The 24,308-nt window shown below is 66.0% G+C and carries 21 protein-coding genes and 4 tRNA genes; 6 read left to right on the forward strand and 19 right to left on the reverse strand.

Annotation, left to right across the window (positions count from 1 at the left end):
* Positions 1-32: 32 nt before the first annotated feature.
* The 14 genes from RKE25_RS13850 to RKE25_RS13915 all read right to left on the reverse strand — a co-directional run bounded on the left by RKE25_RS13850 (position 33) and on the right by RKE25_RS13915 (position 10,927).
* Positions 33-686, reverse strand: coding sequence for a response regulator (locus RKE25_RS13850; RefSeq protein ID WP_311838691.1), 654 nt, complete (start codon positions 684-686; stop codon positions 33-35).
* Positions 687-1,354: 668 nt separating this feature from the next.
* A complete protein-coding gene (locus RKE25_RS13855) occupies positions 1,355-1,582 on the reverse strand; it encodes a hypothetical protein (RefSeq protein WP_311838692.1) in 228 nt (75 codons plus the stop codon).
* A gap of 238 nt (positions 1,583-1,820) precedes the next feature.
* A tRNA-Leu gene (locus RKE25_RS13860) sits at positions 1,821-1,907 on the reverse strand.
* Positions 1,908-2,089: 182 nt separating this feature from the next.
* Positions 2,090-2,163, reverse strand: a tRNA-Cys gene (locus RKE25_RS13865).
* Positions 2,164-2,244: 81 nt separating this feature from the next.
* Positions 2,245-2,320 (reverse strand) — tRNA-Gly (locus tag RKE25_RS13870).
* Positions 2,321-2,479: 159 nt separating this feature from the next.
* Positions 2,480-2,555 (reverse strand) — tRNA-Gly (locus RKE25_RS13875).
* A 48-nt stretch (positions 2,556-2,603) separates the two neighbouring features.
* Positions 2,604-3,221, reverse strand: coding sequence for a CDP-diacylglycerol--glycerol-3-phosphate 3-phosphatidyltransferase (gene pgsA / locus RKE25_RS13880; RefSeq protein ID WP_311838693.1), 618 nt, complete (start codon positions 3,219-3,221; stop codon positions 2,604-2,606).
* Between the two features lie 63 nt (positions 3,222-3,284).
* Positions 3,285-5,111, reverse strand: a complete 1,827-nt coding sequence (gene uvrC / locus RKE25_RS13885) for an excinuclease ABC subunit UvrC (RefSeq protein ID WP_311838694.1) — start codon at positions 5,109-5,111, stop codon at positions 3,285-3,287.
* A gap of 65 nt (positions 5,112-5,176) precedes the next feature.
* Entirely contained in the window at positions 5,177-5,644 is a 468-nt protein-coding gene (locus tag RKE25_RS13890; RefSeq protein WP_311838695.1) for a low molecular weight protein-tyrosine-phosphatase, read from the reverse strand.
* On the reverse strand, positions 5,641-6,417 hold the full coding sequence (gene kdsB / locus RKE25_RS13895; protein WP_311838696.1) for a 3-deoxy-manno-octulosonate cytidylyltransferase: 777 nt from the start codon (positions 6,415-6,417) through the stop codon (positions 5,641-5,643). The genes RKE25_RS13890 and kdsB overlap by 4 nt, the downstream gene beginning before the upstream one ends.
* 57 nt (positions 6,418-6,474) lie before the next feature.
* Positions 6,475-7,779 carry a 3-phosphoshikimate 1-carboxyvinyltransferase gene (gene aroA, locus RKE25_RS13900; RefSeq protein WP_311838697.1) on the reverse strand — a complete coding sequence of 435 codons (1,305 nt, stop codon included), beginning with the start codon at positions 7,777-7,779 and terminating at the stop codon, positions 6,475-6,477.
* A gap of 42 nt (positions 7,780-7,821) precedes the next feature.
* Entirely contained in the window at positions 7,822-8,910 is a 1,089-nt protein-coding gene (gene pheA / locus RKE25_RS13905) for a prephenate dehydratase (RefSeq protein WP_311838698.1), read from the reverse strand.
* An 83-nt stretch (positions 8,911-8,993) separates the two neighbouring features.
* Positions 8,994-10,079: a 3-phosphoserine/phosphohydroxythreonine transaminase gene (gene serC / locus RKE25_RS13910; RefSeq protein WP_311838699.1), complete on the reverse strand. Its 1,086-nt coding sequence runs from the start codon at positions 10,077-10,079 to the stop codon at positions 8,994-8,996.
* Positions 10,080-10,156: 77 nt separating this feature from the next.
* A complete protein-coding gene (locus tag RKE25_RS13915) occupies positions 10,157-10,927 on the reverse strand; it encodes an FHA domain-containing protein (RefSeq protein ID WP_311838700.1) in 771 nt (256 codons plus the stop codon).
* A 98-nt stretch (positions 10,928-11,025) separates the two neighbouring features.
* Between RKE25_RS13915 and RKE25_RS13920 the strand changes: the two genes are divergently transcribed.
* Both RKE25_RS13920 and infA read left to right on the forward strand, forming a co-directional pair.
* On the forward strand, positions 11,026-11,301 hold the full coding sequence (locus tag RKE25_RS13920) for a polyhydroxyalkanoic acid system family protein (RefSeq protein ID WP_311838701.1): 276 nt from the start codon (positions 11,026-11,028) through the stop codon (positions 11,299-11,301).
* Between the two features lie 83 nt (positions 11,302-11,384).
* The gene (infA, locus tag RKE25_RS13925) at positions 11,385-11,603 is read left to right on the forward strand and encodes a translation initiation factor IF-1 (RefSeq protein ID WP_019466733.1); all 219 of its coding nucleotides are present in this window, start codon (positions 11,385-11,387) and stop codon (positions 11,601-11,603) included.
* A gap of 120 nt (positions 11,604-11,723) precedes the next feature.
* Here infA and clpA read toward each other — a convergent pair whose 3' ends face one another.
* Positions 11,724-13,994 carry an ATP-dependent Clp protease ATP-binding subunit ClpA gene (gene clpA, locus RKE25_RS13930; protein ID WP_311838702.1) on the reverse strand — a complete coding sequence of 757 codons (2,271 nt, stop codon included), beginning with the start codon at positions 13,992-13,994 and terminating at the stop codon, positions 11,724-11,726.
* 63 nt (positions 13,995-14,057) lie between these two features.
* On the reverse strand, positions 14,058-14,384 hold the full coding sequence (gene clpS, locus RKE25_RS13935; RefSeq protein WP_311838703.1) for an ATP-dependent Clp protease adapter ClpS: 327 nt from the start codon (positions 14,382-14,384) through the stop codon (positions 14,058-14,060).
* A gap of 136 nt (positions 14,385-14,520) precedes the next feature.
* Here clpS and RKE25_RS13940 point away from each other — a divergent pair, with 136 nt between their 5' ends.
* The 3 genes from RKE25_RS13940 to hflD are packed head-to-tail and all read left to right on the forward strand — an operon-like array spanning position 14,521 to position 16,773.
* Complete coding sequence (locus RKE25_RS13940; RefSeq protein WP_311838704.1) at positions 14,521-15,009, forward strand: NUDIX hydrolase; 489 nt, start codon at positions 14,521-14,523, stop codon at positions 15,007-15,009.
* Positions 15,006-16,139, forward strand: coding sequence for a tRNA 2-thiouridine(34) synthase MnmA (gene mnmA / locus RKE25_RS13945; RefSeq protein ID WP_311838705.1), 1,134 nt, complete (start codon positions 15,006-15,008; stop codon positions 16,137-16,139). Before RKE25_RS13940 ends, mnmA begins: the two co-directional genes overlap by 4 nt.
* A 10-nt stretch (positions 16,140-16,149) precedes the next feature.
* Complete coding sequence (gene hflD / locus RKE25_RS13950) at positions 16,150-16,773, forward strand: high frequency lysogenization protein HflD (protein ID WP_311842391.1); 624 nt, start codon at positions 16,150-16,152, stop codon at positions 16,771-16,773.
* Positions 16,774-16,784: 11 nt separating this feature from the next.
* On the opposite strand, the gene RKE25_RS13955 is transcribed toward hflD, so the two are convergent.
* Together RKE25_RS13955 and acnB are read right to left on the reverse strand one after the other, a co-directional pair.
* On the reverse strand, positions 16,785-17,693 hold the full coding sequence (locus tag RKE25_RS13955) for a LysR family transcriptional regulator (protein WP_311838706.1): 909 nt from the start codon (positions 17,691-17,693) through the stop codon (positions 16,785-16,787).
* Positions 17,694-17,970: 277 nt separating this feature from the next.
* The gene (gene acnB, locus RKE25_RS13960; protein WP_311838707.1) at positions 17,971-20,562 is read right to left on the reverse strand and encodes a bifunctional aconitate hydratase 2/2-methylisocitrate dehydratase; all 2,592 of its coding nucleotides are present in this window, start codon (positions 20,560-20,562) and stop codon (positions 17,971-17,973) included.
* 383 nt (positions 20,563-20,945) lie between these two features.
* Here acnB and acnA point away from each other — a divergent pair, with 383 nt between their 5' ends.
* Positions 20,946-23,696, forward strand: a complete 2,751-nt coding sequence (gene acnA, locus RKE25_RS13965; RefSeq protein WP_311838708.1) for an aconitate hydratase AcnA — start codon at positions 20,946-20,948, stop codon at positions 23,694-23,696.
* Positions 23,697-23,765: 69 nt separating this feature from the next.
* Here acnA and RKE25_RS13970 read toward each other — a convergent pair whose 3' ends face one another.
* Positions 23,766-24,200 (reverse strand): hypothetical protein, encoded by a 435-nt coding sequence (locus RKE25_RS13970; RefSeq protein ID WP_311838709.1) that lies wholly within the window; start codon positions 24,198-24,200, stop codon positions 23,766-23,768.
* Positions 24,201-24,308 lie beyond the last annotated feature (108 nt).

Genomic DNA, 24,308 nt, shown 5'->3' on the forward strand with positions numbered 1-24,308 from the left:
TGATGCCCGGCTTTTTTGTTTCGCCCCAGCGGTCAGCCGCCGATCTGATTGTTGTACGTATCGAGCAGGCCGTGGATCGTCATCAAATGGGCGAGGCTCACGATGTGATCCACCTGCAGTTTCTCCATCAGGCGTTGCTTGTAAGTGGAGACGGTCTTGGGGCTCAGATTGAGCTGCTCGCCGATCGTCGTCAGCGCCTTGCCCCTGACCAGCATCATGGCGACTTCCAGTTCGCGGCTGGACAGCGCATCGAAGGGTGATGCCTCGCCGTCCAGGGTCGCCAGAGCGAGTTGCTGCGCAACCGCAGGTGCAAGGTACCGGCGACCACTGGCGACCTGGCGCACCGCGCACAGAAGCTCTTCGGCGGTGCAGCCCTTGGTGAGGTAGCCGGTGGCCCCTGCCTCGAGCAGACGCTTGGGAAAGCGCGCATCGTCGACCACGGTGATGATGATGATCTGTGTGGCGAGCTTGGCACGCGCGACGCGCTCGGTGAGCTCGATGCCGCTCATGCCGGGCATGTGCACATCGACCAGGGCGATATGCGGATCGTGGGCCCGGATCAGTTTGAGCCCATCCTCGGCCGTACCCGCCTCGCCGCAGATATGTACGTCGGGCTGCTGCTGCAAAATCATTCGAAACCCGGTGCGGACGAGCTCGTGATCGTCGATAAGCACAAGATTGATCACTTCGCCGCCCTCCGTGGGTCAAGATTCTGAAAGTAGGCGGCATGCGCAAGCGATGCAAGCGCCCCCCTGTAAGTGGCGTCCAACAACATAGATGCTTCTTCTAGCCTCCCTTTCCCGGACAGCCCGCCCGCCGCCTGTTCTTGTGCGTAAGTATCTTCGATCCCCTGCGCCAGGTCTGTCAGTCATGGCCTACGGAATGTCGTCATAAGCCGGCGCGCGTTATGTCTTCGTGACGACGTTCGCGCTTTCTGCTTCTCCGCAAAACCGCTTGGCACAAGGCCACGCCGCCGTTTTCGTGAGCGCATCTGCCTACAGGCAATATCCGAAGAGGCTGCCGCATTTAGGAGTGGTCCCAACCTCAAAATGAGGTCATGGGGCCGGACGCCCCCGCCTCTGCGAGATAGACGCACTGGGGGCATGCGGGAGGTGCCGCCGATTAGCAGGACATATGCCGAGCGCCTGTCTGTTTCGCCCATCCGCGTCCAGCAATCGGCCGAATGAGCACGAACAGTGCTCCCAATCTCCTATCCCGCTCCGCGGCGACAACCGTCAATGGATCCGGCAGGCCATATCCCGGGATACGGTATTGCCCCCAAATGCATGAGCCCGCCAAGGCCTCGCCGACGGAAACTCAAACGTTCGTTGGCGGACCATGGCGCGCGTGCTCTTTAGGGATGTGGGGCCGATCCCGCCCAGCGATCGATGTGATCCTGGATCGCCTGCCGAATAGCTAGCTCCCCCTCCACTCCTGCGGGAAGCTGATGGAAGATTTCAGATCGTAAATCGACGATTTCTCCTCCGTAGGCAATGGCAAAAACGCAGATGGTTTTCTCGCCATCGGGAATGAAGGACATGTCGTATTGAAAGCCGTTGTACTCGCCCGTGAGTTCTCTCATCAGCAACCTCCATGGACCATTGTCCGCAGGCGCGAGCCAGGGGCAACGCAGGTTGTGAAGGAATACGAACAAGGACGCTCGTCGTGTTCACCATCGTGATCGCGCGTTCCCGAGCCCATTGACGCGCGCACAACGAGCCGGCCAGGACAGCTTCAGCAGCGTAGTGCCGATGTGGAAAAACAATGTGGAGACCGGACGATGCGAATCAGCATCGAAGCGGCAGGGAGAATCCGATGCCTGGTGCCCGGAGCGGGGATCGAACCCGCATAGCCTTTCGGCTGAGGGATTTTAAGTCCCTTGCGTCTACCAGTTTCGCCATCCGGGCGTGTGGATGACTGCCACATACAGGGCTTTATCGCGGTGCGGCATCCTAGCATGCGCAAATCACCCCGGGTCCCGGTCGATGCATCCGTGCCGTCGCCCTGCACGCGGACGCGCGAAGGAAATGGGCCGTGCGACATCCCAATAAAAAAGCCCGCGCTTGGCGGGCCGAAAGAACTTGGGCAATGGAGGCCAGGGTCGGAATCGAACCGGCGTACACGGCTTTGCAGGCCGCTGCATGACCACTCTGCCACCTGGCCATTGCCGGCGAATCGTAACCGGAAAGGTCACGCTTCGCCTTAAAAAACAAAACCCCGGTGGTCCGAGGTTTTGCTGAAGACTGGAGCGGGAAACGAGACTCGAACTCGCGACCCCGACCTTGGCAAGGTCGTGCTCTACCAACTGAGCTATTCCCGCATCGGAGTCAGAAATCATAGCAGAAGATCCGGGTTTGTGAAGAGGCTGCGACGGCTTTTTTTACCGGCGGTTACCGCCGCCTTCTGCCGTCGAACTTCAATTCCGGAGCATCGCCCAAAACGAAAAAGCCCCGGGGTTACCGGGGCTTTCATCGAAATCTGGAGCGGGAAACGAGACTCGAACTCGCGACCCCGACCTTGGCAAGGTCGTGCTCTACCAACTGAGCTATTCCCGCATCGGAGTCGCGCATTTTAATGGCTAAATGGCGGTCGTCAACCCTCCGTCACGAAGATCCGGCATCGTCATTGGCCGGCGCGCGGATCGGCGGTTCGCCGCGCAGCATCGGCCACGCCGCGCGCAGGTAATACAGGCCGGACCAGATGGTCAGCACGCCCGCCACGACGAGCAAGGCCTCGCCGATGTGATACAGCCGCAGCGCCTCGGCGCTCTTCTCATGCTGCACGATCAGTACGACCAGGGCGACCATCTGCATGGCCGTCTTCAGCTTGCCCACGAAGGCGACCTTCACTGCCGCGCGCATGCCGATTTCGGCCATCCATTCGCGCAGCGCCGAGACGCTGATTTCGCGCCCGACGATGACGGCCGCCGTAACCGCCATCAGCACACCCGACCAGCCACCGCGATGCGATTCCACCAGCAGGAACAGCGTCACCGCCACCATCAGCTTGTCGGCCACCGGATCGAGGAACGCGCCGAACGCCGACGTCATGTTCAGACGACGCGCCAAGTAGCCATCCAGCCAGTCGGTGATGGCGGCCAGCAGGAACACGATCGCCGCGGTGATGTTGTGGCCCGGAAACTGCCAGTAGAACACCACCACCATCACCGGCAGCAGCGCCACGCGGAACAGAGTGAGCCAAGTAGGCAGGTTGATGCGCATAGGTTCCTTGGTCCTCATGAACGCAGTGTCGCATGCGTCCGGCTTGGCCATGACAACGGGCGTTCAGCCGTGCAGCGCCGCATAAATGCGCTCCGCCAGCCCGCGATCGATGCCTTTGACCTTCGTCAATTCCTCCACACCCGCCGCTTCGACGCCGCCCAGGCCGCCGAACGCCTTCAACAGCGCGGCGCGTCGGCGCGCGCCGATGCCGGGGACTTCTTCCAGCACACTGCGCTCTCTCGCCTTCTCGCGCCGCTTGCGGTGGCCGCTGATGGCGAACCGATGCGCCTCGTCGCGCACCGCCGCCACCAGGTGCAACGCCGGCGATGCCGGTCCCGGATGAATCTCGCGGCCGGCGTCGGCCAGGATCAGCGTCTCTTCGCCAGCCCGCCGTCCCGGCCCTTTCGCCACGCCGACCACGCGCACGCCGGTCACCTCTAGCGCCTTGAGCACATCCAGCGCCTGTGCCACCTGCCCCGCGCCACCGTCGATCAGCAGGATGTCGGGGCTGGCCCCGTCACCTTCCGCCACCTTGCGAAAACGCCGCGTGAGCGCCTGGTGCATAGCCGCGTAGTCGTCGCCCGGGGTGATGCCGGCGATATTGAAGCGGCGGTAATGCGACTTCTCCGGCCCTTCGGGACCGAAGACGACGCAGGACGCCACCGTGGCCTCACCCATGGTGTGGCTGATGTCGAAGCATTCGATGCGCCGCGGGGACTGGTCCAGTTCCAGCAGTTTCTGCAAATCGTCGAAGCGGGCGCCCAACGTCTGCCGGCTGGCCAGGCGCGCCGTGAGCGATGCCTGCGCGTTGCGTTCGGCCATCTGCAGGAACCGCGCCCGCTCGCCGCGGACGCTGGACTTCAGCTCGACGGCATGGCCGGACTGCTGGGTGAGCAGCTCGCCCAGGATGTCCTGGTCGGGAATCGCCTCGCACAACACCAGCTCCCGGGGCACGGGGCGATCGAGGTAGTACTGGGCGATGAACTGCGCCAGCACGTCGGCCGGCTCGGCATCCAGCGGCAGGCGCGGGAAGAAATCGCGCGTGCCCAGACTGATGCCATTGCGGAAGAACAAGACGCTGACGCACGCCATGCCCGCCTCGATGCGGCAGGCGATGACGTCCATGTCCGCGCTGGCGCCGTGCACGTGGTGCTGCGCCTGCAGGCCGCGTAAGGCGGCTACCTGGTCGCGCATGGAAGCGGCACGCTCGAACTCCAGCGACTTGCTGGCCTGCTCCATGGAGACGACGAGCTCGTCGATCACTGCACTGCTGCGTCCCTCCAGGAACATCTCCGCATGGCGCACGTCGCTGCGGTAATCATCCACAGTGATCAGCTTCACGCACGGCGCCGTGCAGCGCCCGATCTGGTGCTGCAGGCAGGGACGCGAGCGGTTGCGGAAGTAGCTGTCCTCGCACTGGCGGACCTTGAACAGCTTCTGCATGAGATTGAGGCTTTCGCGTACCGCGAACGCGCTTGGATACGGCCCGAAGTAACGGCCCGGCAGGTTCTTGGCGCCGCGATGAAAGGCCAGGCGCGGGTAATCTTCCTTGCTGGAAAGATAGATATAGGGGTAGCTCTTGTCGTCGCGCAGCAGGATGTTGTATCGCGGCTTCAGCGATTTGATCAGCTGCGACTCGAGCAGCAGCGCCTCGCCTTCCGTGCGCGTGACAGTGATTTCTGCGCGCGCGATCTGCGACACCATGGAGGCAATGCGCGGCTCCATGCGTGGCTTGAGGAAATAGCTGCCGACGCGCTTCTTGAGATTGCCTGCCTTGCCCACGTAAAGCAGGTCGCCCTCCGCGTCGAAGTAGCGGTAGACGCCGGGCGAAGTGGTCAGGGTGCGGACGAAGGCCTTGCCATCGAAGACCTGCGGCGGAGTGGGCTGCATGAGGGGAATTCTAGCGGGATTCGCCTCGTTCTTATGGAGGCCAACCGCCGCATTGCAATGCCCAGTCAGCGCTGCCGCAGCCGCCTGATCAGGCCGGCTACGCCTTGTTCGGCCAGGGCCACCGACGCCGTGAAGCCATCGAATGCCCCGTGGTAAGGATCGGGGAAATCCTCCGGAGGCGCCGCGCCCGTCCAGGCCAGGAACAAGCCCGTCTCGGCCCGAGAGCGAGGCGACACGTGGCTTGCGATGCCGCGCAAGTTGTCCCGGTCCATCGCCAGCACCAGGTCGTATCCGTCCAGGTCCGCCGCCTGCAGCTGCCGCGCGCGATGCGGCATCAGGTCGTAACCGGCCGCAGCCGCGGCGCGCACCATCCTCGGGTCCGCGCCATGGCCGACGTGCCAGTCGCCCGTGCCGCACGAGGCGACCTCCACGGCCAGCCCGGCCTCGGCGCAGCGCTGGCGCGCCACGGCCTCCACCAGCGGAGAACGACAGATGTTGCCCAGGCAAACGAAAAGAAGGCGCGGCGCACTCATGGCTGCGTCGCCAGCCACTGCTCCGCGCGCGCCAGATCGGCTTCGGTATCGATGCCCGGCGGGAACGGCTCGGGTGTGAGCCGCACGGCGATGGCATGGCCATGTTCGAGCACGCGCAGCTGCTCCAGGGATTCGGCCTGCTCCAGCGGGGTGCGGCCGAGGCCGGCATAGCGCTTCAGGAAACCCGCGCGATACGCATAGATGCCGATGTGCCGCAGGAAAGGCACGCCCTGCGGCAGCGCGTCGCGGTTCGCGGCGAAGGCGTCGCGCGCCCATGGCAGCGGCGCACGGCTGAAATACAACGCCCGTCCGGACACGCTCCGCACCAGCTTGACCGCGTTCGGGTCGAATAGCTCGTGCATGTCGGCAATGGGCGTGGCCAGCGTCGCCATCGGCGCGTCGTCCTCGGCCAGCGCGCGGGCGACCTCGCGGATACCGGCGGCTGGCGCGAACGGTTCATCGCCCTGCAGGTTCACCACGATGACGTCGTCCGCCCAGCCGTAATGGCTGGCGCATTCGGCCAGGCGGTCGCTGCCCGAGGCATGATCGCTGCGGGTCATGCAGATATCTACGCCCTGCCCGCTCAACGCATCGGCGACACGCGGGTCGTCCACCGCCACCACCACCCGCGAGGCACCGGCCTGCAGGGCACGCTCCGCCACGCGCACCACCATCGGTACGCCTGCGATGCGGCGCAAGGGCTTGGCAGGCAGACGGGTCGACCCGTAGCGGGCGGGAATGGCGACGATGAAAGGCGGAACCTGGACGGACATGGCGACCTCTGCTGCGGAGGCCGCCAAGCCTACCCCAATGAGACTCTCGCGAGCGCCTCAGCCAGCGCGGAGGTCGAAACCGCAACCGTTGGCGAGTTCGAGGAAGCCGGGGAATGAGGTGGCAACGTTGGCGCAGTCCGCAATGCGGATCGGCCCGCCTGCGCGCAAACCGGCCACGGCGAAGCTCATGGCAATGCGGTGGTCGCCGTGGCTGTCCACGTCGCCGCCGCGCAGGGTGCCGCCATCGATGATCGCGCCGTCCGGCGTTTCCTCGATCGCCGCACCGATCGCCTTCAGGCCTGCCGCCATGGTGGCGATGCGATCGGATTCCTTCACCCGCAACTCCGCTGCGCCGCGCACCACGGTACGTCCATCGGCGACGGCCGCGGCCACGAACAGGGCCGGGAATTCGTCGATCATGTCCGGTACCAGTGCCTCCGGCAGTTCCACGCCGTGCAGGCGGGCATGACGCACGATCAGGTCGCCCACCGGCTCGCCACCGCTTTCACGTTCGTTTTCCACGCGGATATCGGCCCCCATCAAGCGCAAGGCCTGGAGCAATCCGGTGCGGCGGGGATTGAGGCCCACCGCCGGCAGGCGCAGCTCCGAGCCCGGCACGATGCTGCCGGCGACCAGGAAGAACGCGGCCGAGGAGAAATCGGCGGGGACCTCCACGTCGGTGGCGCGCAGGCGGTGACCGCCCGAAAGCCTGGCCCGGCCCGGCGCGAAGTCGATGGGCCAGCCGAACGCGGCGAGCATGCGCTCGGTGTAGTCGCGCGTCGGATGGGGCTCGATCACCTCGGTCTCGCCGTCCGCGTAGAGACCGGCCAGCAACAGCGCCGACTTCACCTGAGCGCTGGCCACCGGCAGCGTGTAGCGGATGCCCTTGAGCTTCTGACCGCCGCGCACCTGCAGCGGCGGCAGGCCGTCCTGCGTGTCGATGCGCGCGCCCATCGCAGCAAGCGGCTCAGTGACGCGCCGCATGGGGCGCTTGGACAACGATTCGTCGCCGACCAGCGTGCTGTCGAAAGCCTGCCCTGCGAGCAGGCCGGCGAGAAGACGCATGCCGGTGCCGGCATTTCCGCAGTCGAGCGGGCGGTCCGTGCCGCGCAGACCATGCAGGCCCACGCCGTGCACTACGCGTTCGCCTTCGCTCGGCGTCTCGATCTGCACGCCGAGCTGCTGTAGCACCGCCGCCGTGGCGCGAGTGTCTTCGCCTTCAAGGAATCCGCGGATGCGGGAGCGCCCTTCCGCCAGGGCGGACAGCATCAGCGAGCGATGGGAAACGGACTTGTCGCCCGGCACGCGCACATGGCCGTGCAGCGCGCGGGCGGGCTGGCTCAACCAGTCAATTCGACTCACGAACGATCTCCGGGCGGCGACGCCAGGCCGCCGCGCAATTCATCAGGGCAAGGCCACCGGGTAGGAACCGAGCACGCGCACCTGGGCAGCGGCGCCATCCATTTCCTGCATCGCGGCCTGGATCGGCGCGTCCTGCACGTGGCCGGACACATCGATGAAGAAGGCGTACTGCCATTTGCCGGTATGCGCCGGCCTCGACTCGATGCGATTGAGGCTCACGTCGTGCTTGGCGAACGGACTGAGCACGTCGTACAACGCGCCCGGCTTGTCGTTGACAGTGATCAGCAGCGAGGTGCGGTCGTTGCCGGACGGCGGGAACAGCGAGCGGCCGATCACCAGGAAGCGGGTGGTGTTGTCCGCGCGGTCCTCGATGCCGGAGGCCAGCGTCTTCAGTCCGTACACGCGCCCGGCGGTCTCGCCGGCGATGGCGGCCGCGTCGTCGGCATGGCGCGCCAGCCGTGCGGCCTCGGCGTTGCTGGCGACGGCGATGCATTCGACGTTGGGCAGGTTGATGCGCAGCCAGGTCTTGCACTGCTGCAGCGATTGCGCGTGCGCGTAGACGCGGCGGATGTCCTCCATCCGGCCGCTCTGCGAATGCAGGCACTGGTGTACCCGCAATTCGATCTCGCCGCAGATGGTGGCCTCGGAGGTAAGGAACATGTCCAGCGTCACCTGGATCATGCCCTGCCCCGAGTTCTCCACCGGCACGACACCGAAGTCGGCATGGCCGGCGGCGACCTCCTGGAACACCTCTTCAATACTGCCGAGCGGCAGCCCGTAGGCGGCGTGGCCGAAGTGCTTGCGCACGGCCTGCTCGCTGAAGGTGCCCTCAGGACCGAGGAAGCCGACCTTCAGGGGATCTTCCTGGGCCAGGCAGGAGGACATGATCTCGCGGAACAGCCGCACCATCTCCGTGTCCGACAGCGGCCCCTTGTTGCGGTCGACCACCATGCGCAGCACGTGCGCTTCGCGTTCGGGACGGTAATAGTCGATCGCCGAGAGGCCCTCGCCCTTCACGCGCGCCACTTCCTGCGCCCAGGTAGCACGCTCGGCGATGAGCTCCTGGATCTGGCGGTCGATGCTGTCGATGCGGTCGCGCACCTTCTCTAGCGAGAGCTTTTGGTCGGTCATGAGCAGCGTGGTAGGAGTAAAGATGTCCAAACGGGGAAACGCATAGTGCCTCATCCCCGCCGGGAATAGCACGTCGCCGGCGCTCAGCCGTGGCGGGCGGCGAAGTCCTTCATGAACTGCACCAGCGCCTGCACGGCTTCCGGCGGCACGGCGTTGTAGAGCGAGGCTCGCATGCCGCCGAGCGCTTTGTGCCCCTTCAGCGCCAGCAGGCCGGCGGCCTCGGACTCGCGCAGGAAGTCGGCATCCAGCGCGCTGTCGTGCAAGGTGAAAGGAACATTCATGCGCGAACGGGCGGCCGGATCGACCGGGTTGCGGTAATACCCGCCGGACCCGTCGATGGCCTGGTAGAGCAGCGCCGCCTTGGCCTGATTGCGCTGGGCCATCGCTTCGAGTCCGCCCTGCTCCTTCAGCCACTGGAAGGTCAGCCCGGCCAGATACCAGCCCCAGGTGTTGGGCGTGTTGAGCATCGAATCGTTCGCCGCCTGCTCCGCATAACGGAAGATCTTCGCCATCGGGCGCGAAACACGCTGCAACAGGTCGCGACGCACGATCATCACCACCAGTCCGGACGGTCCGATGTTCTTCTGCGCGCCGGCGTAGATCAGGCCGAAGCGGCTGACGTCCAGTGGTTCGGACAGGATGTTCGACGACATGTCCGCCACCAGCGGCACATCGCCGACAGCGGGGGCGTCGCGGTATTCCACGCCGTGAATGGTTTCGTTCGACGTGTAGTGCACGTAGGCAGCGCGCGGGTTCAGCGTCCACGTCTCGTGCGCCGGCAGGCGCAGGTAGCTGTCGCTCTTGCTGGTCGCGGCGATGTTCACGCGCACATAGGGCGCCGCTTCGCTGGCGGCCTTCTCGCCCCAGTGACCGTTGACGATGTAATCGGCGCTGTCGCCCTCGCCCGCGAGGTTCATGGGAATCTGCGCGAAATGCTGCGTCGCCCCGCCCTGCAGGAACAGCACGGCGTAGTCGGCCGGGATCTTCAGCAGCTCGCGCAGGTCGGCTTCCGCCTGCTGGGCCAGGCCGATGAACAGCTTGCCGCGGTGGGACAGCTCCATCACCGAGGCGCCACTGCCGTTCCAGTCGAGCAATTCGCGTTGAGCGCGTTCCAGCACTGCCGTGGGGATGGCGGCCGGCCCTGCGCTGAAATTCCAGACCCTGCTCACGTATGACGCCTCTCGAGGGATAAGCCCAGCATTATGCCGCGCCGCAACAACCCAGCGTCAACCGTGAAATGGTTGCGTCAGAAACGAACCAACAGGATGAGCGCGATGCCGAGCGCCAGTACCGCGGCCGTGATGATCAGCCACCACACTTCGCCGCGCGGGCCGGCGTCCTCTTCGGGCAGATGCAGCGGCGCGGGCGGTGCGGCCGGCGGCTCCGGTTCGCGTTCCATGCCGGGCGCGTCCACCACGAAGCGATGCATGGCCAGCCCGATCTGGTCGCACGGGTGCAGGACGCCTCCCTCGGTCGGGACACCGTTGATGCGCAGCGGATAGCGCGCCGAAGCCTGCAACAGCTCCAGCCGGAGCTGGCCGTCCTTCCAGCTCACCCGCAGTGAGGCCGATTCGCCTTGCGGAAGCTCCAGCGGATAACGCCCCAAGGGCCCGAATTCGATCGCGCCACCCAGCGGCAGCACTTTGCCGGACAGCGGGCCGGCCACCGCACGCAGGGCCACGGCGCACCGCTCCGGCCCGGGCAGGCCATCGAGCGCGGCACGGGAGTCCGGCGCCTGATCGGCACGCAGCATCATCCGGCAGTCGCCGACGCTCAAAATGTCGCCCGGCCGCAGCAGGGCCCGCTCGCGCACGGGGCGGGCATTGACGTAGATGCGATTGCCCTGCGGCAGCACCTGCAGCACCCAGCCGCGGCGGTCCTGGTGAATGCGCAGATGGTGGCTGCCGGCCTGCTTGGCGGCCAGCACGAGATCGTTATCCGGCGCACTGCCGATCCTCAGCAGCGGCTGCTCCCAATGGAAGTCTTCGCGGGCCGAATGAGGAAACTCGATGCGCATCTGTGAACCAGTCGATAGACGGCGGGACTCTAGCAGATGCATGCGACGAGTCGACGCGATCGTCGCTACCATGTGCGGTTTCTCGTCAGGAAACACCCATGCCCAAGATCGATATCCGCCGGCCGCACCAGCTGTCCATACCCGAGGCGCGTGCCGTGGTCGAACAGGTGGCGGCCCGCATGCGCGAAAAGTTCGGCATGGAAGGCCAGTGGGAGGGCGATACCCTGCGCTTCGCCCGCTCGGGCGTCAGCGGCTCGATCGAGGTCGGCGCCGAGGCCATCCAGGTCCGGGCCGAGCTCGGCATGATGCTGGCGCCGCTCAAGGGCATGGTGGAACAGGAGATCCGCCGCAAGCTGGACGAGCATTTCGGCTGATGAATCTTTAACCATCCCCGATTCCGTGGCATAATCGCCCGCTTACGCGGCCGCGACGGCCGCTCCTTCATCGACCGGAACGCATGGCCAAAGACGACGTCATCGAAATGGAAGGCACGGTCCAGGAGACCCTGCCCAACACCATGTTCCGCGTGCAGCTGGAAAACGGGCACGTGATCACCGCCCATATCTCCGGCCGCATGCGCAAGCACTACATCCGCATCCTCACCGGCGACAAGGTGAAGGTGGAGATGACCCCGTACGACCTGACCAAGGGCCGCATCACCTACCGCATGAAGTGAGCCTCGTCTTGCGGGCGGGCCCGGAGATCCAGGGGGATATCCAGGGAACCGTTCCAGGACCAAGAAAAAGGCCGCGCTGAGCGCGGCCTTTTTCGTTTCCCTATCGCTTCCGGCCTCGCGTCAGGAGACCACTGCCGGCAGCTTTTCGGCCGCCTCGGTATCCACCTTCAGCTCGCCCTCGGCGACGCTCAGCTTCACCTTGCCGCCATCGGCCAGCTTGCCGAACAGCAACTCGTCGGCCAGCGGGCGCTTGACCCTCTCCTGAATCACGCGGGCCATCGGGCGCGCACCCATCTGCGGATCGAAGCCGTGCTCGGCCAGCCAGCGGCGGGCATCGGCATCCACGTCCAGCGCGACGTGCTTCTCCGACAGCTGGGATTCCAGCTCGATCAGGAACTTGTCGACCACGCGCAGGATGTGTTCGAAATCCAGCGGGTTGAACTGGATGACCGCGTCCAGGCGATTGCGGAATTCCGGGGTGAAGGTGCGGCGAATCACTTCCATCGCGTCGGTGACATGGCTCTGCTTGACGAAACCGATGCCGCGCCGGGCCGCCTGCTGCGCACCGGCATTGGTCGTCATGACCAGGATGACGTTCTTGAAGTTGGCTTCGCGGCCGTTCGTGTCCGTGAGCACGCCGCGATCCATGACTTGCAGCAGGATGTTGTACACGTCCGGATGCGCCTTCTCGATCTCGTCCAGCAGCAGCACTGCGTGCGGATGCTTGGTCACCGCTTCGGTCAGCAGGCCGCCCTGATCGAAACCGACATAGCCCGGAGGCGCACCGACCAGGCGCGAGACAGAGTGCGCTTCCATGTACTCGGACATGTCGAAGCGGATCATCTCGATACCGAGCTGCATCGCCAACTGGCGCGTGACTTCCGTCTTGCCCACGCCGGTCGGGCCGGCGAGCAGGAAAGAACCGATCGGCTTCGCCGGATCGGCCAGGCCGGAGCGAGCCATCTTGATCGACGAGGCCAGGGCCTCGATTGCAGCATCCTGCCCGAACACCACCATCTTTAGGTTGCGCTCGAGGTTGCGCAGCACGTCGCGGTCGGAAGCCGACACCTGCTTGGCCGGAATGCGCGCCATCTTGGCCACGATGTACTCGACTTCGGGCACGTCGATCTTCCCGGTGCGCTGGTCGACCGGCAGCAACCGCTGGCGGGCACCGGCTTCATCGATCACATCGATCGCCTTGTCCGGCAGCAGCCGGTCGGGAATGTGCTTCACCGACAGATCCACCGCGGCCTTCAGCGACTCGTTGGTGTAGACGACGTTGTGGTGTTCCTCGAAGCGCGAGCGCAGCCCCTTGAGGATCTCGATGCTGTCGGCCACGGTGGGCTCGACCACGTCGATCTTCTGGAAGCGGCGGGCCAGCGCGCGGTCCTTTTCGAAGATGCCGCGGAATTCCTGGAACGTGGTCGAACCGATGCAGCGCAGCTCGCCGGAAGCCAGCATCGGCTTGATCAGGTTCGATGCGTCCATGGTGCCGCCCGAGGCGGAACCGGCGCCGATGATGGTATGGATCTCGTCGATGAAAAGGATCGAACCCGGCTGCTTCTTGAGCTGGGTGATCACGGCCTTCAGCCGCTTCTCGAAATCGCCGCGGTACTTGGTCCCGGCCACCAGTGCGCCCAGGTCGAGCGACCAGATGGTGGCGTTCTCCAGCACCTCGGGCACGTCGCCGTCCACGATGCGCTTGGCCAGGCCCTCGGCCAGGGCCGTCTTGCCCACTCCGGCTTCACCCACGTACAGCGGGTTGTTCTTGCGACGGCGGCACAGCACCTGGATGGTGCGCTCGATCTCGTCCTGGCGGCCGATCAGCGGATCGATCTTGCCTTCCAGCGCCAGTTCGTTGAGGTTGCTGGCGTACTCGCTGAGCGGGTTGCCCTTGGGATCGCCGCCTTCCTCGCCATCGCGGTCCGTCCCCGGCATGCCGGAGGACGGCTCGTCGCCGATCTTGGCGATGCCGTGCGAAATGTAGTTGACGACGTCCAGCCGGGTGATTTCCTGCTGGTGCAGGAAGTACACCGCGTGTGAATCCTTCTCGCCGAAGATCGCTACCAGCACGTTCGCCCCGGTAACTTCCTTACGCCCGGAGGACTGCACGTGGTAGACGGCACGCTGCAGGACGCGCTGGAAACCCAGCGTGGGCTGCGTGTCGCGCTCGTCGCCGTGCGGCAATACCGGCACGGTCTCGGCGATGATCTTTTCCAGCTCGTGCGTGAGCCGCGGCAGGTCGACGCCGCAGGCGCGCAGTGCCCCCAGGGCCGACTGGTTTTCGGTGAGCGCGAGCAGCAGGTGCTCCACCGTCATGAATTCGTGGCGCTGCTCGCGGGCCTGCTTGTAGCACTGGCCGATGGTGACTTCGAGATCCTTGCTGAACATCCGGACCTTCTCCGCTTGGATGGCAGGGCGGCTGACGCCGCGATGACCACGAAATGGGGGCGCTCAGAGCTTTTCCATAGTGCACAACAACGGGTGCTGATGAGCACGTGAATATTCGTTCACTTGGGTCACCTTGGTTTCGGCCACCTCCCTCGTGAAGACCCCGCACACACCCTTGCCGCGAGTATGCACGTGAAGCATCACCTGCACCGCACGTTCCTGGTCCAGGCCGAAGAAGCTGCGCAGGACCTCAACCACGAAATCCATAGGGGTGAAATCGTCGTTGAGCAGGACCACCTGGAAGAGCGGCGGCCGTGCCACCTCCGGCCGGGAGGTTTCCAGCGCCAGGCCATGTCCGGTGCCCTGCTCGTGTTCGGGTTCGTGCGCCATGAGTTCCGATGTCTCGATCTTGTGGGCCAGTATACCGCCCGACCCGGGGAATGGTTTCCGCGGGTCGGAATAGCTCTTTCAGGTAATGGCACAATGTCGCCTTTTCCAGTGCGGCTTTCGGCGCCATATACCGCTCATGAATCACCCGTCGTCCTCCACCAAAGTCTGGTGTCCCCGCGTCACCGTCGCCTGCGTCGTCGCCGACGGGGGGCGCTACTTGATGGTCGAAGAGGAAGTGAACGGCCGCCTCGCCTACAACCAACCGGCTGGCCATTTGGACGACGGCGAAAGCCTTGCCAGCGCCGCGGTGCGCGAAACGCTCGAGGAAACCGGCTGGACGGTCCAGCTCGATTCGCTGGTAGGCGTACACCAGTGGCGCAGCACCGAGCATGGCGAAAGCGTCCTCCGTTTCACCTTCTCCGCCCGGCCCCTGCGCCACGATCCCGACCGTCCGCTGGACGATGGCATCCGCCGCGCGCTGTGGCTGAGCCGCGCCGACGTCGCCGCGCTGGGCGACCGGTTGCGCAGTCCGTTGGTGCTCCAGAGCATCGATGCCTGGCTGGCCGGCCAGCGCCTTCCGCTGTCCGCGCTGGGCAGCTTGCTGGCCGAGGACCGCTATCCGTGAAAGTCATGCTCGGCATCTCCGGCGGGGTCGATTCCTCGGTGGCGGCCTTGCTCCTGCAGCAGGCCGGCCATGAGGTCGAGGGCCTGTTCATGCAGAACTGGGAAGAGGACGACCGCGCCGGCCCCTGCACGGCAGACGCCGACCGCAAGGACGCCGTAGCAGTATGCGGGCGCCTGGGCATTCCCTTTCATGCCCGCAATTTCGCCGCCGAGTACTGGGACGGCGTGTTCGAGCATTTTCTTGCGGAGTACCGCGCCGGTCGCACGCCCAACCCCGACGTGCTGTGCAATCGCGAGATCAAGTTCAAGACTTTCCTCGACGAAGCGCGCGCCCTCGGCGCGGAAAAGATCGCCACGGGCCACTATGCGCGCGTCGATTGCCGGGACGGCCGGTACCGCCTGCTCCGCGCGATCGATGCGGCGAAGGATCAGACCTACTTCCTGCACGCCCTCGGCCAGCGGCAGCTGGCGGCCACGCTGTTTCCGGTCGGGGAGATCGAAAAATCGGACGTCCGCCGCATGGCGCTGGAGGCCGCACTGCCTACGCATGCGAAGAAGGACTCCACGGGTATCTGCTTCATCGGCGAGCGAGATTTCCGCGAGTTCCTCGGCCAGTACATCCCGGCCCGCCCGGGCGAGATGCGCACGCCGGAAGGCCTGCGCATCGGCGAACACCAGGGCGTCATGTACTACACGCTGGGCCAGCGCAACGGCCTGGGCATCGGCGGCCGCCAGGGCGCCAGCGGGGAGGCATGGTACGTGGTGGGCAAGGATGTCCACGCGAATGTGCTCTACGTCGCCCAGGGCGGCGAAAACCATTGGTTGCACTCGCATCGCCTGTACGCGGAGACGCCGACCTGGGTGGACGGTGACCCACCCGCGCGCGAATTCCGCTGCACGGCGAAGACGCGCTATCGCCAGCAGGATCAGGCGTGCACCGTTCGCATCGAAGCCGCCGGACTGGAAGTGCGTTTCGACGAACCGCAGCGCGCGGTCACACCCGGGCAATCCGTCGTCTTCTACGATGGCGAGGCCTGCCTCGGCGGCGCCGTGATCGCCCGCACCGACGCCCCCTACGGCGGCTGGAACGCCGCCGCCTCTGTCCCCGAAGAGTCCGCACAACGTGTTTGAAGCCTATGCCATGACCGAGGAGCGCGTGCTCGCCCTCGCCGGCCTGTTCCAGGCCACCGCGCTCGCCCAGCAGCTGGCCAACGACGGCCGCTGCGACGAGAACGCGTTCGAGAGCAGCCTGAGCAGCGTGTTCCGCATCGATGCTCCTTCGGTGGTCGGCGTCTACGGCAACGTCGGCGGCGTGCGCCTGGGCCTGCGCCAGCTCATCTCGCAACTGGACGACACCGGCCGCGACATGGCCGTCACCCGCATGGCCGTCACCGTGATGCGACTGGAGCGCAGCCTGTCGCGCCAGGGGCACCTGCTGGACGACCTGCAGAAAGGCATCGTCGCGGCGCAGCGCCAGGTGGAGCACTTCGGGCAAGACTCCCCCCAGGTGATCAAGCGCCTGGCCGAGCTGTATGCCTCCACGCTGTCCACGCTCAAGCCGCGCGTGATGGTGACGGGCAATCCCCAGCAACTGCAGCAGCCCCGGGTGGTGGAGAAAGTCCGGGCGAGCCTCCTCGCGGCGGTGCGTTCGGCGGTGCTGTGGCGCCAGATCGGCGGCCGCCAGTGGCAGCTGCTGGTTTACCGGCGCCAGTGCAGCATGCTGGCGCGCGGCCTGCTGACCGGCGTCACCCTGGACAACGGCTGACGCGCCGCCGCTCAGGCGGCATCGATCACCTTGAGGCCCGGTCGCTGCCGGGCCAGCTTGCGCAGCAGGCCGGCGAAGGCCTGCAGGTCCGCCTCCCAGGGTGAGGCTTCGCGCCAGTAGAGCGCGATTTCCCGCCCCGGAGCCTGTCCCTTGAATTTGGCCAGTGCCACGCCTGGCATCGAGGCGAGCCGCTCGTGCGCCAGCGCAGGCACCAGGGCGTAGCCGCCGCGCAACCCCACCAGGGCGGCCAGGCTTTCCAGGCTCACATCCTGTACGTGGCCGCCGCCGAGCACGTCGTCGGCGCGGCTCTCCGCCATGAGCGTGGCATCGGCCGCGTCGAGCTGTTCCAGGGTGATGGCGCGGCGGTTGGCCATGGGGTGGTCGGTCCGCAGCATTACCTCCCACGGCTCGAAGAACAGCGGCCGTACCGCGATGCCGCTCACCGGCGGCGAGGGCTGCGCCAGCACTGCATCCAGCTCGCCTTCCTGCAACCGGCGCAGCAAGCCGCGCGGCTTGCCCTCGGACAGGCTCAGGCGCGCCCCCGGGAAATGCTGGGGAAACGGCGCAATCAGATGCGGAAGCAGATAGGGACCGAGCGTGGCCAGCACCCCAAGACGCAGCTCCCCGCCGAACGCGGTCTCGCCGGCCCGCGCAGCCTGCTGCAGATGCTCGGCCGCCAGCAATACGGCATCGATCTGCTCCAGCAGCCGCTGTCCACCGGCGGTTGGCACCACGCGCCGGCCGCCGCGCTCGAACAGGGGCGTGCCGAGCGCCTGCTCCACTTTCTGCACTTGGTGCGAAAGACCAGAGGGGCTGATGTGCATGGCGCGCGCGGCGCTGTTGAAGCTGCCGTGCCGGCGCACGGCCTGCACCAGGATCAGGTCGCGCAGGGAGACGGCCGATAAGTGGGTGGAGATCATCCTGCAGCCTGCGCCTTGTCGCCTGCCCCGCATCGAGGCGGCGCAAAGCATAAACGACGAAGCCCGGCACAGGGCCGGGCTTCACCTTCGCTCCCTCTCCCTTGCGGGGAGAGGGTCGGGGTGAGGGGAACTCACGGAGCGAATGAAGCGGACGCTTTAGAGCACGCCACGCTTCATCGCATTTCTTCCGCAAGCCCCGCCGCCCTCATCTGTTGCGACCCACGGGATTCCCCGTGGGATCGACATCTTCTCCCCCGGAGGGGAGAAAGTTTCACGATCAAGCAGTAACAGTGTCCGCCACGTCCTTGAAGTCGGCGATCTGATCGAAGTTCATGTAGCGATAGATCTTCTCGCCATTGGCATTGATCACGCCGATGTCCGCCATGTACTCCTCCTTGGTCGGGATGCGGCCGAGGCGCGAGCAGATCGCCGCCAGCTCCGCGGAGCCGAGGTACACGTTAGTGTTCTTGCCCAGGCGGTTCGGGAAGTTGCGGGTGCTGGTCGACATCACCGTGGCGCCCTCGCGCACCTGCGCCTGGTTGCCCATGCACAGCGAACAGCCCGGCATTTCCATGCGCGCACCCGCCGTGCCGAGTACGCCGTAGTGGCCTTCCTCGGTCAGCTGCTGCTGGTCCATCTTGGTCGGCGGGGCCACCCACAGGCGGGTCGGGATGTCGCGCTTGCCTTCCAGCAGCTTCGATGCCGCGCGGAAGTGACCGATATTGGTCATGCAGGAGCCGATGAACACCTCGTCGATCTTGGCGCCGGCCACGTCGGACAGCGACTTCACATCGTCCGGGTCGTTCGGGCAGGCCACGATCGGCTCGTGCACGTCGGCCAGGTCGATCTCGATCACCGCCGCATATTCGGCGTCCGCATCCGGCTCGAGCAGCTGCGGATTAGCCAGCCACTCTTCCATCTTCTTGATGCGGCGGCTCAGCGAGCGGGCGTCCTGGTAGCCCTGGGCGATCATGTACTTCAGCAGCGTGATGTTGCTGTTGAGGTATTCGATGATCGGCTCCTTGGCCAGGCGCACCGTGCAACCCGCGGCCGAACGCTCGGCCGAGGCGTCGGACAGCTCGAACGCCTGCTCCACCTTGAGGTTCGGCAGACCTTCGATTTCCAGGATGCGGCCGGAGAAGATGTTCTTCTTGCCCTGCTTGGCGACCGTGAGCAGACCCTGCTTGATCGCGTACAGCGGGATCGCGTTGACCAGGTCACGCAGCGTCACGCCCGGCTGCAGCTCGCCCTTGAAGCGCACCAGCACCGATTCGGGCATGTCCAGCGGCATCACGCCGGTGGCGGCAGCGAAGGCCACCAGACCGGAGCCGGCCGGGAACGAAATGCCGATCGGGAAGCGGGTATGGCTGTCGCCGCCGGTGCCGACGGTGTCGGGCAGCAGCATGCGGTTGAGCCAGGAGTGGATCACGCCGTCGCCCGGACGCAGCGAGATGCCGCCGCGGGTGGAGATGAAGGCCGGCAGCTCGTGGTGGGTCTTCACGTCCACCGGCTTCGGATACGCCGCCGTGTGGCAGAACGACTGCATCACCAGGTCGGCCGAGAAGCCCAGGCAGGCCAGGTCCTTCAGCTCGTCGCGGGTCATCGGGCCGGTGGTGTCCTGGGAGCCGACCGAGGTCATCTTCGGCTCGCAATAGGTCCCCGGACGCACACCCTCGCCTTCGGCCAGGCCGCAGGCGCGGCCGACCATCTTCTGCGCCAGCGTATAGCCCTTGCCGGTATCGGCCGGGTTCTGCGGCAGGCGGAACAGCGTCGACGGCGCCAGGCCCAGCGCCTCGCGCGCCTTGGCGGTGAGGCCGCGGCCGATGATCAGCGGAATGCGGCCGCCGGCGCGCACTTCGTCGAACAGCACGTCGGACTTCACCTGGAACTCGGCGATCACCTGCCCGTTCTTCAGCGCCTTGCCTTCATAGGGGCGCAACTCGACCACGTCGCCCATCTCCATCTTGGAGACGTCGAGCTCGATCGGCAGCGCGCCAGCGTCTTCCATGGTGTTGTAGAAGATCGGGGCGATCTTGCCGCCCAGGCACACGCCACCGAAGCGCTTGTTCGGAATGAAGGGGATGTCCTCGCCGGTCCACCACAGCACCGAGTTGGTGGCGGACTTGCGGCTGGAACCGGTGCCCACCACGTCGCCCACGTAGGCGACCAGGTGGCCCTGCTTGGCCAGGTCCTGGATCTGCTGGATCGGGCCGCGCTTGCCATCTTCTTCCGGTTGGAACGGCGCGCCTTCGCGCTTGTTCTTCAGCATCGCCAGCGCATGCAGCGGGATGTCCGGGCGCGTGGTGGCGTCGGGGGCCGGCGACAGGTCGTCGGTGTTGGTCTCGCCCGGCACCTTGAACACGGTGACGGTCAGGCTCTGCGGCACTTCCGGACGGCTGGTGAACCATTCCGCGTCGGCCCAGCTCTGCAGCACGGACTTGGCGTGGGCGTTGCCCTTGTCGGCCTTGTCCTTGACGTCGTGGAAGGCGTCGAACATCAGCAGGGTCTTCTTCAGCGCTTCGGCAGCGATGCCGCCGACCTGCGCATCGTCGAGCAGATCGATCAACGGATGGATGTTGTAGCCGCCGAGCATCGTGCCCAGCAGTTCCGTCGCCTTCTCGCGGCTGATCAGCGGGCACCGCTCCTTGCCGAACGCCACAGCGGCCAGATACGAAGCCTTGACCTTGGCCGCATCGTCCACGCCGGCCGGCACGCGGTGGGTGATCAGGTCCACCAGGAAGGCCTCCTCGCCTGCCGGCGGGTTCTTCAGCAGCTCGATCAGGTCGGCGGTCTGCTGGGCCGTCAGCGGCAGCGGCGGAATCCCGAGGGCGGCGCGCTCGGCGACGTGTTGGCGATAGGCATTGAGCATGTGGTTCTCGTCCGTTGAATGGCGGAAGGCGGGTCCGGCGCGCGTGGACGCGGCGGCCTCTGAAGAACGATGCCCTTGTGCGGCGAGGGAGCGCAAAGCCAGTCCCCACGCCGTTTCCGGGTGTCATTTCAGCCGCTCATTTTGCCAGCCGCACGCCATGCGCCGCAACGCAAGACGTTGTTTCCGGGAGCGTTCGATATCTTGCAATGACGATGGGGCGAATTAGCCCAATGGGTAACTTGCGCATAGCGCCTTTTGCCTCAAACTCCCCCGAATCGATGGAACGGGATGCGCCGCCTCTGCGCCTTCCGCTCACGTCCGCTGCTCTAGGATCCCCCGGCCACGCACCCGTGCGCCGCAGACTCAAGCAACAGGAGCTACCCATGCTGGACTCATTCGCCACCCGCGACACCCTCAAGGTCAACGGCAGCTCGTACCAGATCGCCAGCCTCGCCAAGCTCGGCCAGCGCTTCGACATCAGGCACCTGCCGTACTCGATGAAGATCCTGCTGGAGAACCTGCTGCGCCACGAGGATGGCGTCAACGTCACCGCCAAGGAAATCGAGGCGGTCGCCCGCTGGAACCCAAAAGCGGAGCCGGACACCGAAATCGCCTTCATGCCCGCCCGCGTGGTGCTGCAGGATTTCACCGGCGTCCCTTGCGTGGTCGACCTGGCGGCGATGCGCGACGCGGTGGTCAAGCTCGGCGGCGATGCGAAGCAGATCAACCCGCTGGCGCCGGCCGAGCTGGTGATCGATCACTCGGTGCAGGTGGACGTGTACGGCTCGCCCTCGGCGCTGGACGAGAACGTCAAGATCGAATTCCAGCGCAACCAGGAGCGCTACGCCTTCCTGCGCTGGGGCCAGAAGGCGTTCGACAACTTCAAGGTGGTGCCGCCCCGCACGGGCATCGTGCACCAGGTCAACCTGGAACATCTGGCGCGCGTGGTGTTCACCACGGACAAGGACGGCCAGCCATGGGCCTATCCGGATACCGTGTTCGGCACCGACTCCCACACCACCATGGTCAACGGCGTGGGCGTGCTGGGCTGGGGCGTAGGCGGCATCGAGGCGGAGGCCGCCATGCTGGGCCAGCCCTCGTCGATGCTGATTCCGCAGGTGGTGGGCTTCAAGCTCACGGGCAAGCTCTCCGAGGGCGTCACCGCCACCGACCTGGTGCTGACCGTCACCCAGATGCTGCGCAAGCTCGGCGTGGTGGGCAAGTTCGTGGAGTTCTTCGGCCCCGGCCTGAAGGATCTCGCGCTGGCTGATCGCGCAACCATCGGCAACATGGCGCCGGAATACGGCGCGACCTGCGGCATCTTCCCGATCGATCAGGAGGCCCTGAACTACCTGCGCCTGTCCGGCCGCAGCGAGGAACAGATCGAACTGGTGAAGGCCTATGCGCAGGCCCAGGGCCTGTGGCATGACGAGAACACGCCCCACGCGCAGTTCACCACCACGCTGGAGCTGGACCTGGGCGACGTGCGTCCCTCGCTGGCCGGCCCGAAGCGCCCGCAGGACCGCGTGCTGCTGCAGGACGTGGAAAAGAGCTTCCGCGACGCGCTCGGCCCGCTCACGGCCAACCGCCGCCCGCGCAATGGCGAGACGTCCAACTTCATCAGCGAAGGTGGCTCGGCGGCGATCGGCAATCCCGCCAACGCCGTGTCCGACAGTGGCGTGCTGGTGGAGAAGGACGGTGAGAGTTTCCGCCTCACCGACGGCGCCGTGGTGATCGCCGCGATCACTTCCTGCACCAATACGTCCAATCCGGCCGTGATGCTCGGCGCCGGCCTGCTCGCCAAGAAGGCGGCCGCCAAGGGCCTGAAGGCGCAGCCGTGGGTGAAGACCTCGCTCGGGCCGGGCTCCAAGGTGGTCACGGATTATCTGGAGAAGACCGGGCTGCTGAAGGAGCTGGAGAAAGTCGGCTTCTATGTCGTCGGCTACGGCTGCACTACCTGCATCGGCAATTCCGGCCCGCTGCCGGTGGAGATCAGCAAGGGCATCGCCGAGGGCGATCTGGCGGTGGCGTCGGTGCTCTCCGGCAATCGCAACTTCGAGGGCCGCGTGCATCCCGAGGTGAAGATGAATTACCTCGCCTCGCCGCCGCTGGTGGTGGCCTATGCGCTGGCGGGCTCGCTGGACGTGGACCTCAGCAAGGACCCGCTCGGCATCGGCAGCGACGGCCAGCCGGTCTACCTGAAGGACATCTGGCCGAGCAACCAGGAAATCTCGGACACCATCGCGGGCGCGATCAGCCCTGCCATGTTCGCGAAGAACTACGCCGACGTGTTCAAGGGCGACGACCGCTGGAACCACATCGCCTCTCCGGACGGCGCGGTGTACCAGTGGGGCGATTCCACCTACATCAAGAACCCGCCTTACTTCGAAGGCATGACCCGCGAGGTCGGCACGGTGGACGACATCCACGGCGCCCGCGTGCTGGGCCTGTTCGGCGATTCCATCACCACCGACCACATCTCGCCGGCCGGCTCGATCAAGAAGGACAGCCCGGCGGGCCGCTTCCTGATCTCCAAGGGCGTGGAGCCGAAGGACTTCAATTCCTACGGCTCGCGCCGCGGCAACGATGACGTGATGGTGCGCGGCACGTTCGCCAATATCCGCATCAAGAACCTGATGCTTCCCGGCGTCGAGGGCGGCTACACCCTGCACGTGCCCACCGGCGAGCAGATGGCGATCTACGACGCGGCCATGAAATACAAGGCGGAAAAAACGCCGCTGGTGGTCCTCGCCGGCAAGGAGTACGGCACCGGCTCCTCGCGCGACTGGGCGGCCAAGGGCACCCTGCTGCTGGGGGTCAAGGCGGTGATCGCCGAGAGCTTCGAGCGCATCCATCGCTCCAACCTGGTCGGCATGGGCGTGCTGCCCTGCCAGTTCCAGGATGGCGAGAACGCGCAGACGCTGGGCCTGACCGGCAAGGAAGTCTTCGACATCACCGGCTTGAACGACGGCGAGTCGAAGGAAGCGAAGGTGACCGCCACCGCCCCCGACGGAAGCCGCAAAGAGTTCACCGTCAAGGTGCTGCTGCTGACGCCGAAGGAGCGGGAGTTCTTCCGCCATGGAGGCATCCTGCAATACGTGCTGCGCCAGCTGGCAGGGCGGAAGGCGGCCTGAGCACGCCCCCGCCTTCGACGAAGACGCCGCCCGAGGGCGGCGTCTTTCGTTGCGGCGCCTCCGTCGTCGCTACAGCTGGTGTTTCCAGCGCGCGGTATAGCAGTGCCATTCGCGCCCTTCCCTGCGCCAGCCGGTCTCCACTTCGAAGACGCCGAGCTCTGCGGGAAAGAGCTTGCCTCCGCTGCCGAGCGTGATCGTGAACGTCGCCACGTAGCGGTCGCCGCGCGGCTCCACCGTGATGGGCCCCATGACCGCGCGCACGCTCTCGCCGCGGAACCGGGCCAGGCGCAGCAGATTGCCCAGGTCCTTGCGGCTCATCGTGCCGTCGTTGCCGTCGAAATCCTCGCTCAGCACGTCGGTCAGCCGACCCGCATCCGTTTCGGTGGCCGCGAGGCGCGCCGATTCGATGGCCTGGCGGATGCGCACCTCGTCGGGCGCGCGATGACAACCGGCAAGACCGGCTGCCAGCACGATGGAAAACAGCGCAGAAAAAACCTTCCGCATCACTCTGGATGTCCCCGAAATCCCGCTGCGGCGCGGCTTGCCGCTGTACGCGGGCGTATGCTCCAATGCCGCGTCACCATGATGCCCTACGCGCGCGCCGGCGGCGAA

Source organism: Dyella sp. BiH032, assembly GCF_031954525.1.
Taxonomy (GTDB): domain Bacteria; phylum Pseudomonadota; class Gammaproteobacteria; order Xanthomonadales; family Rhodanobacteraceae; genus Dyella_D.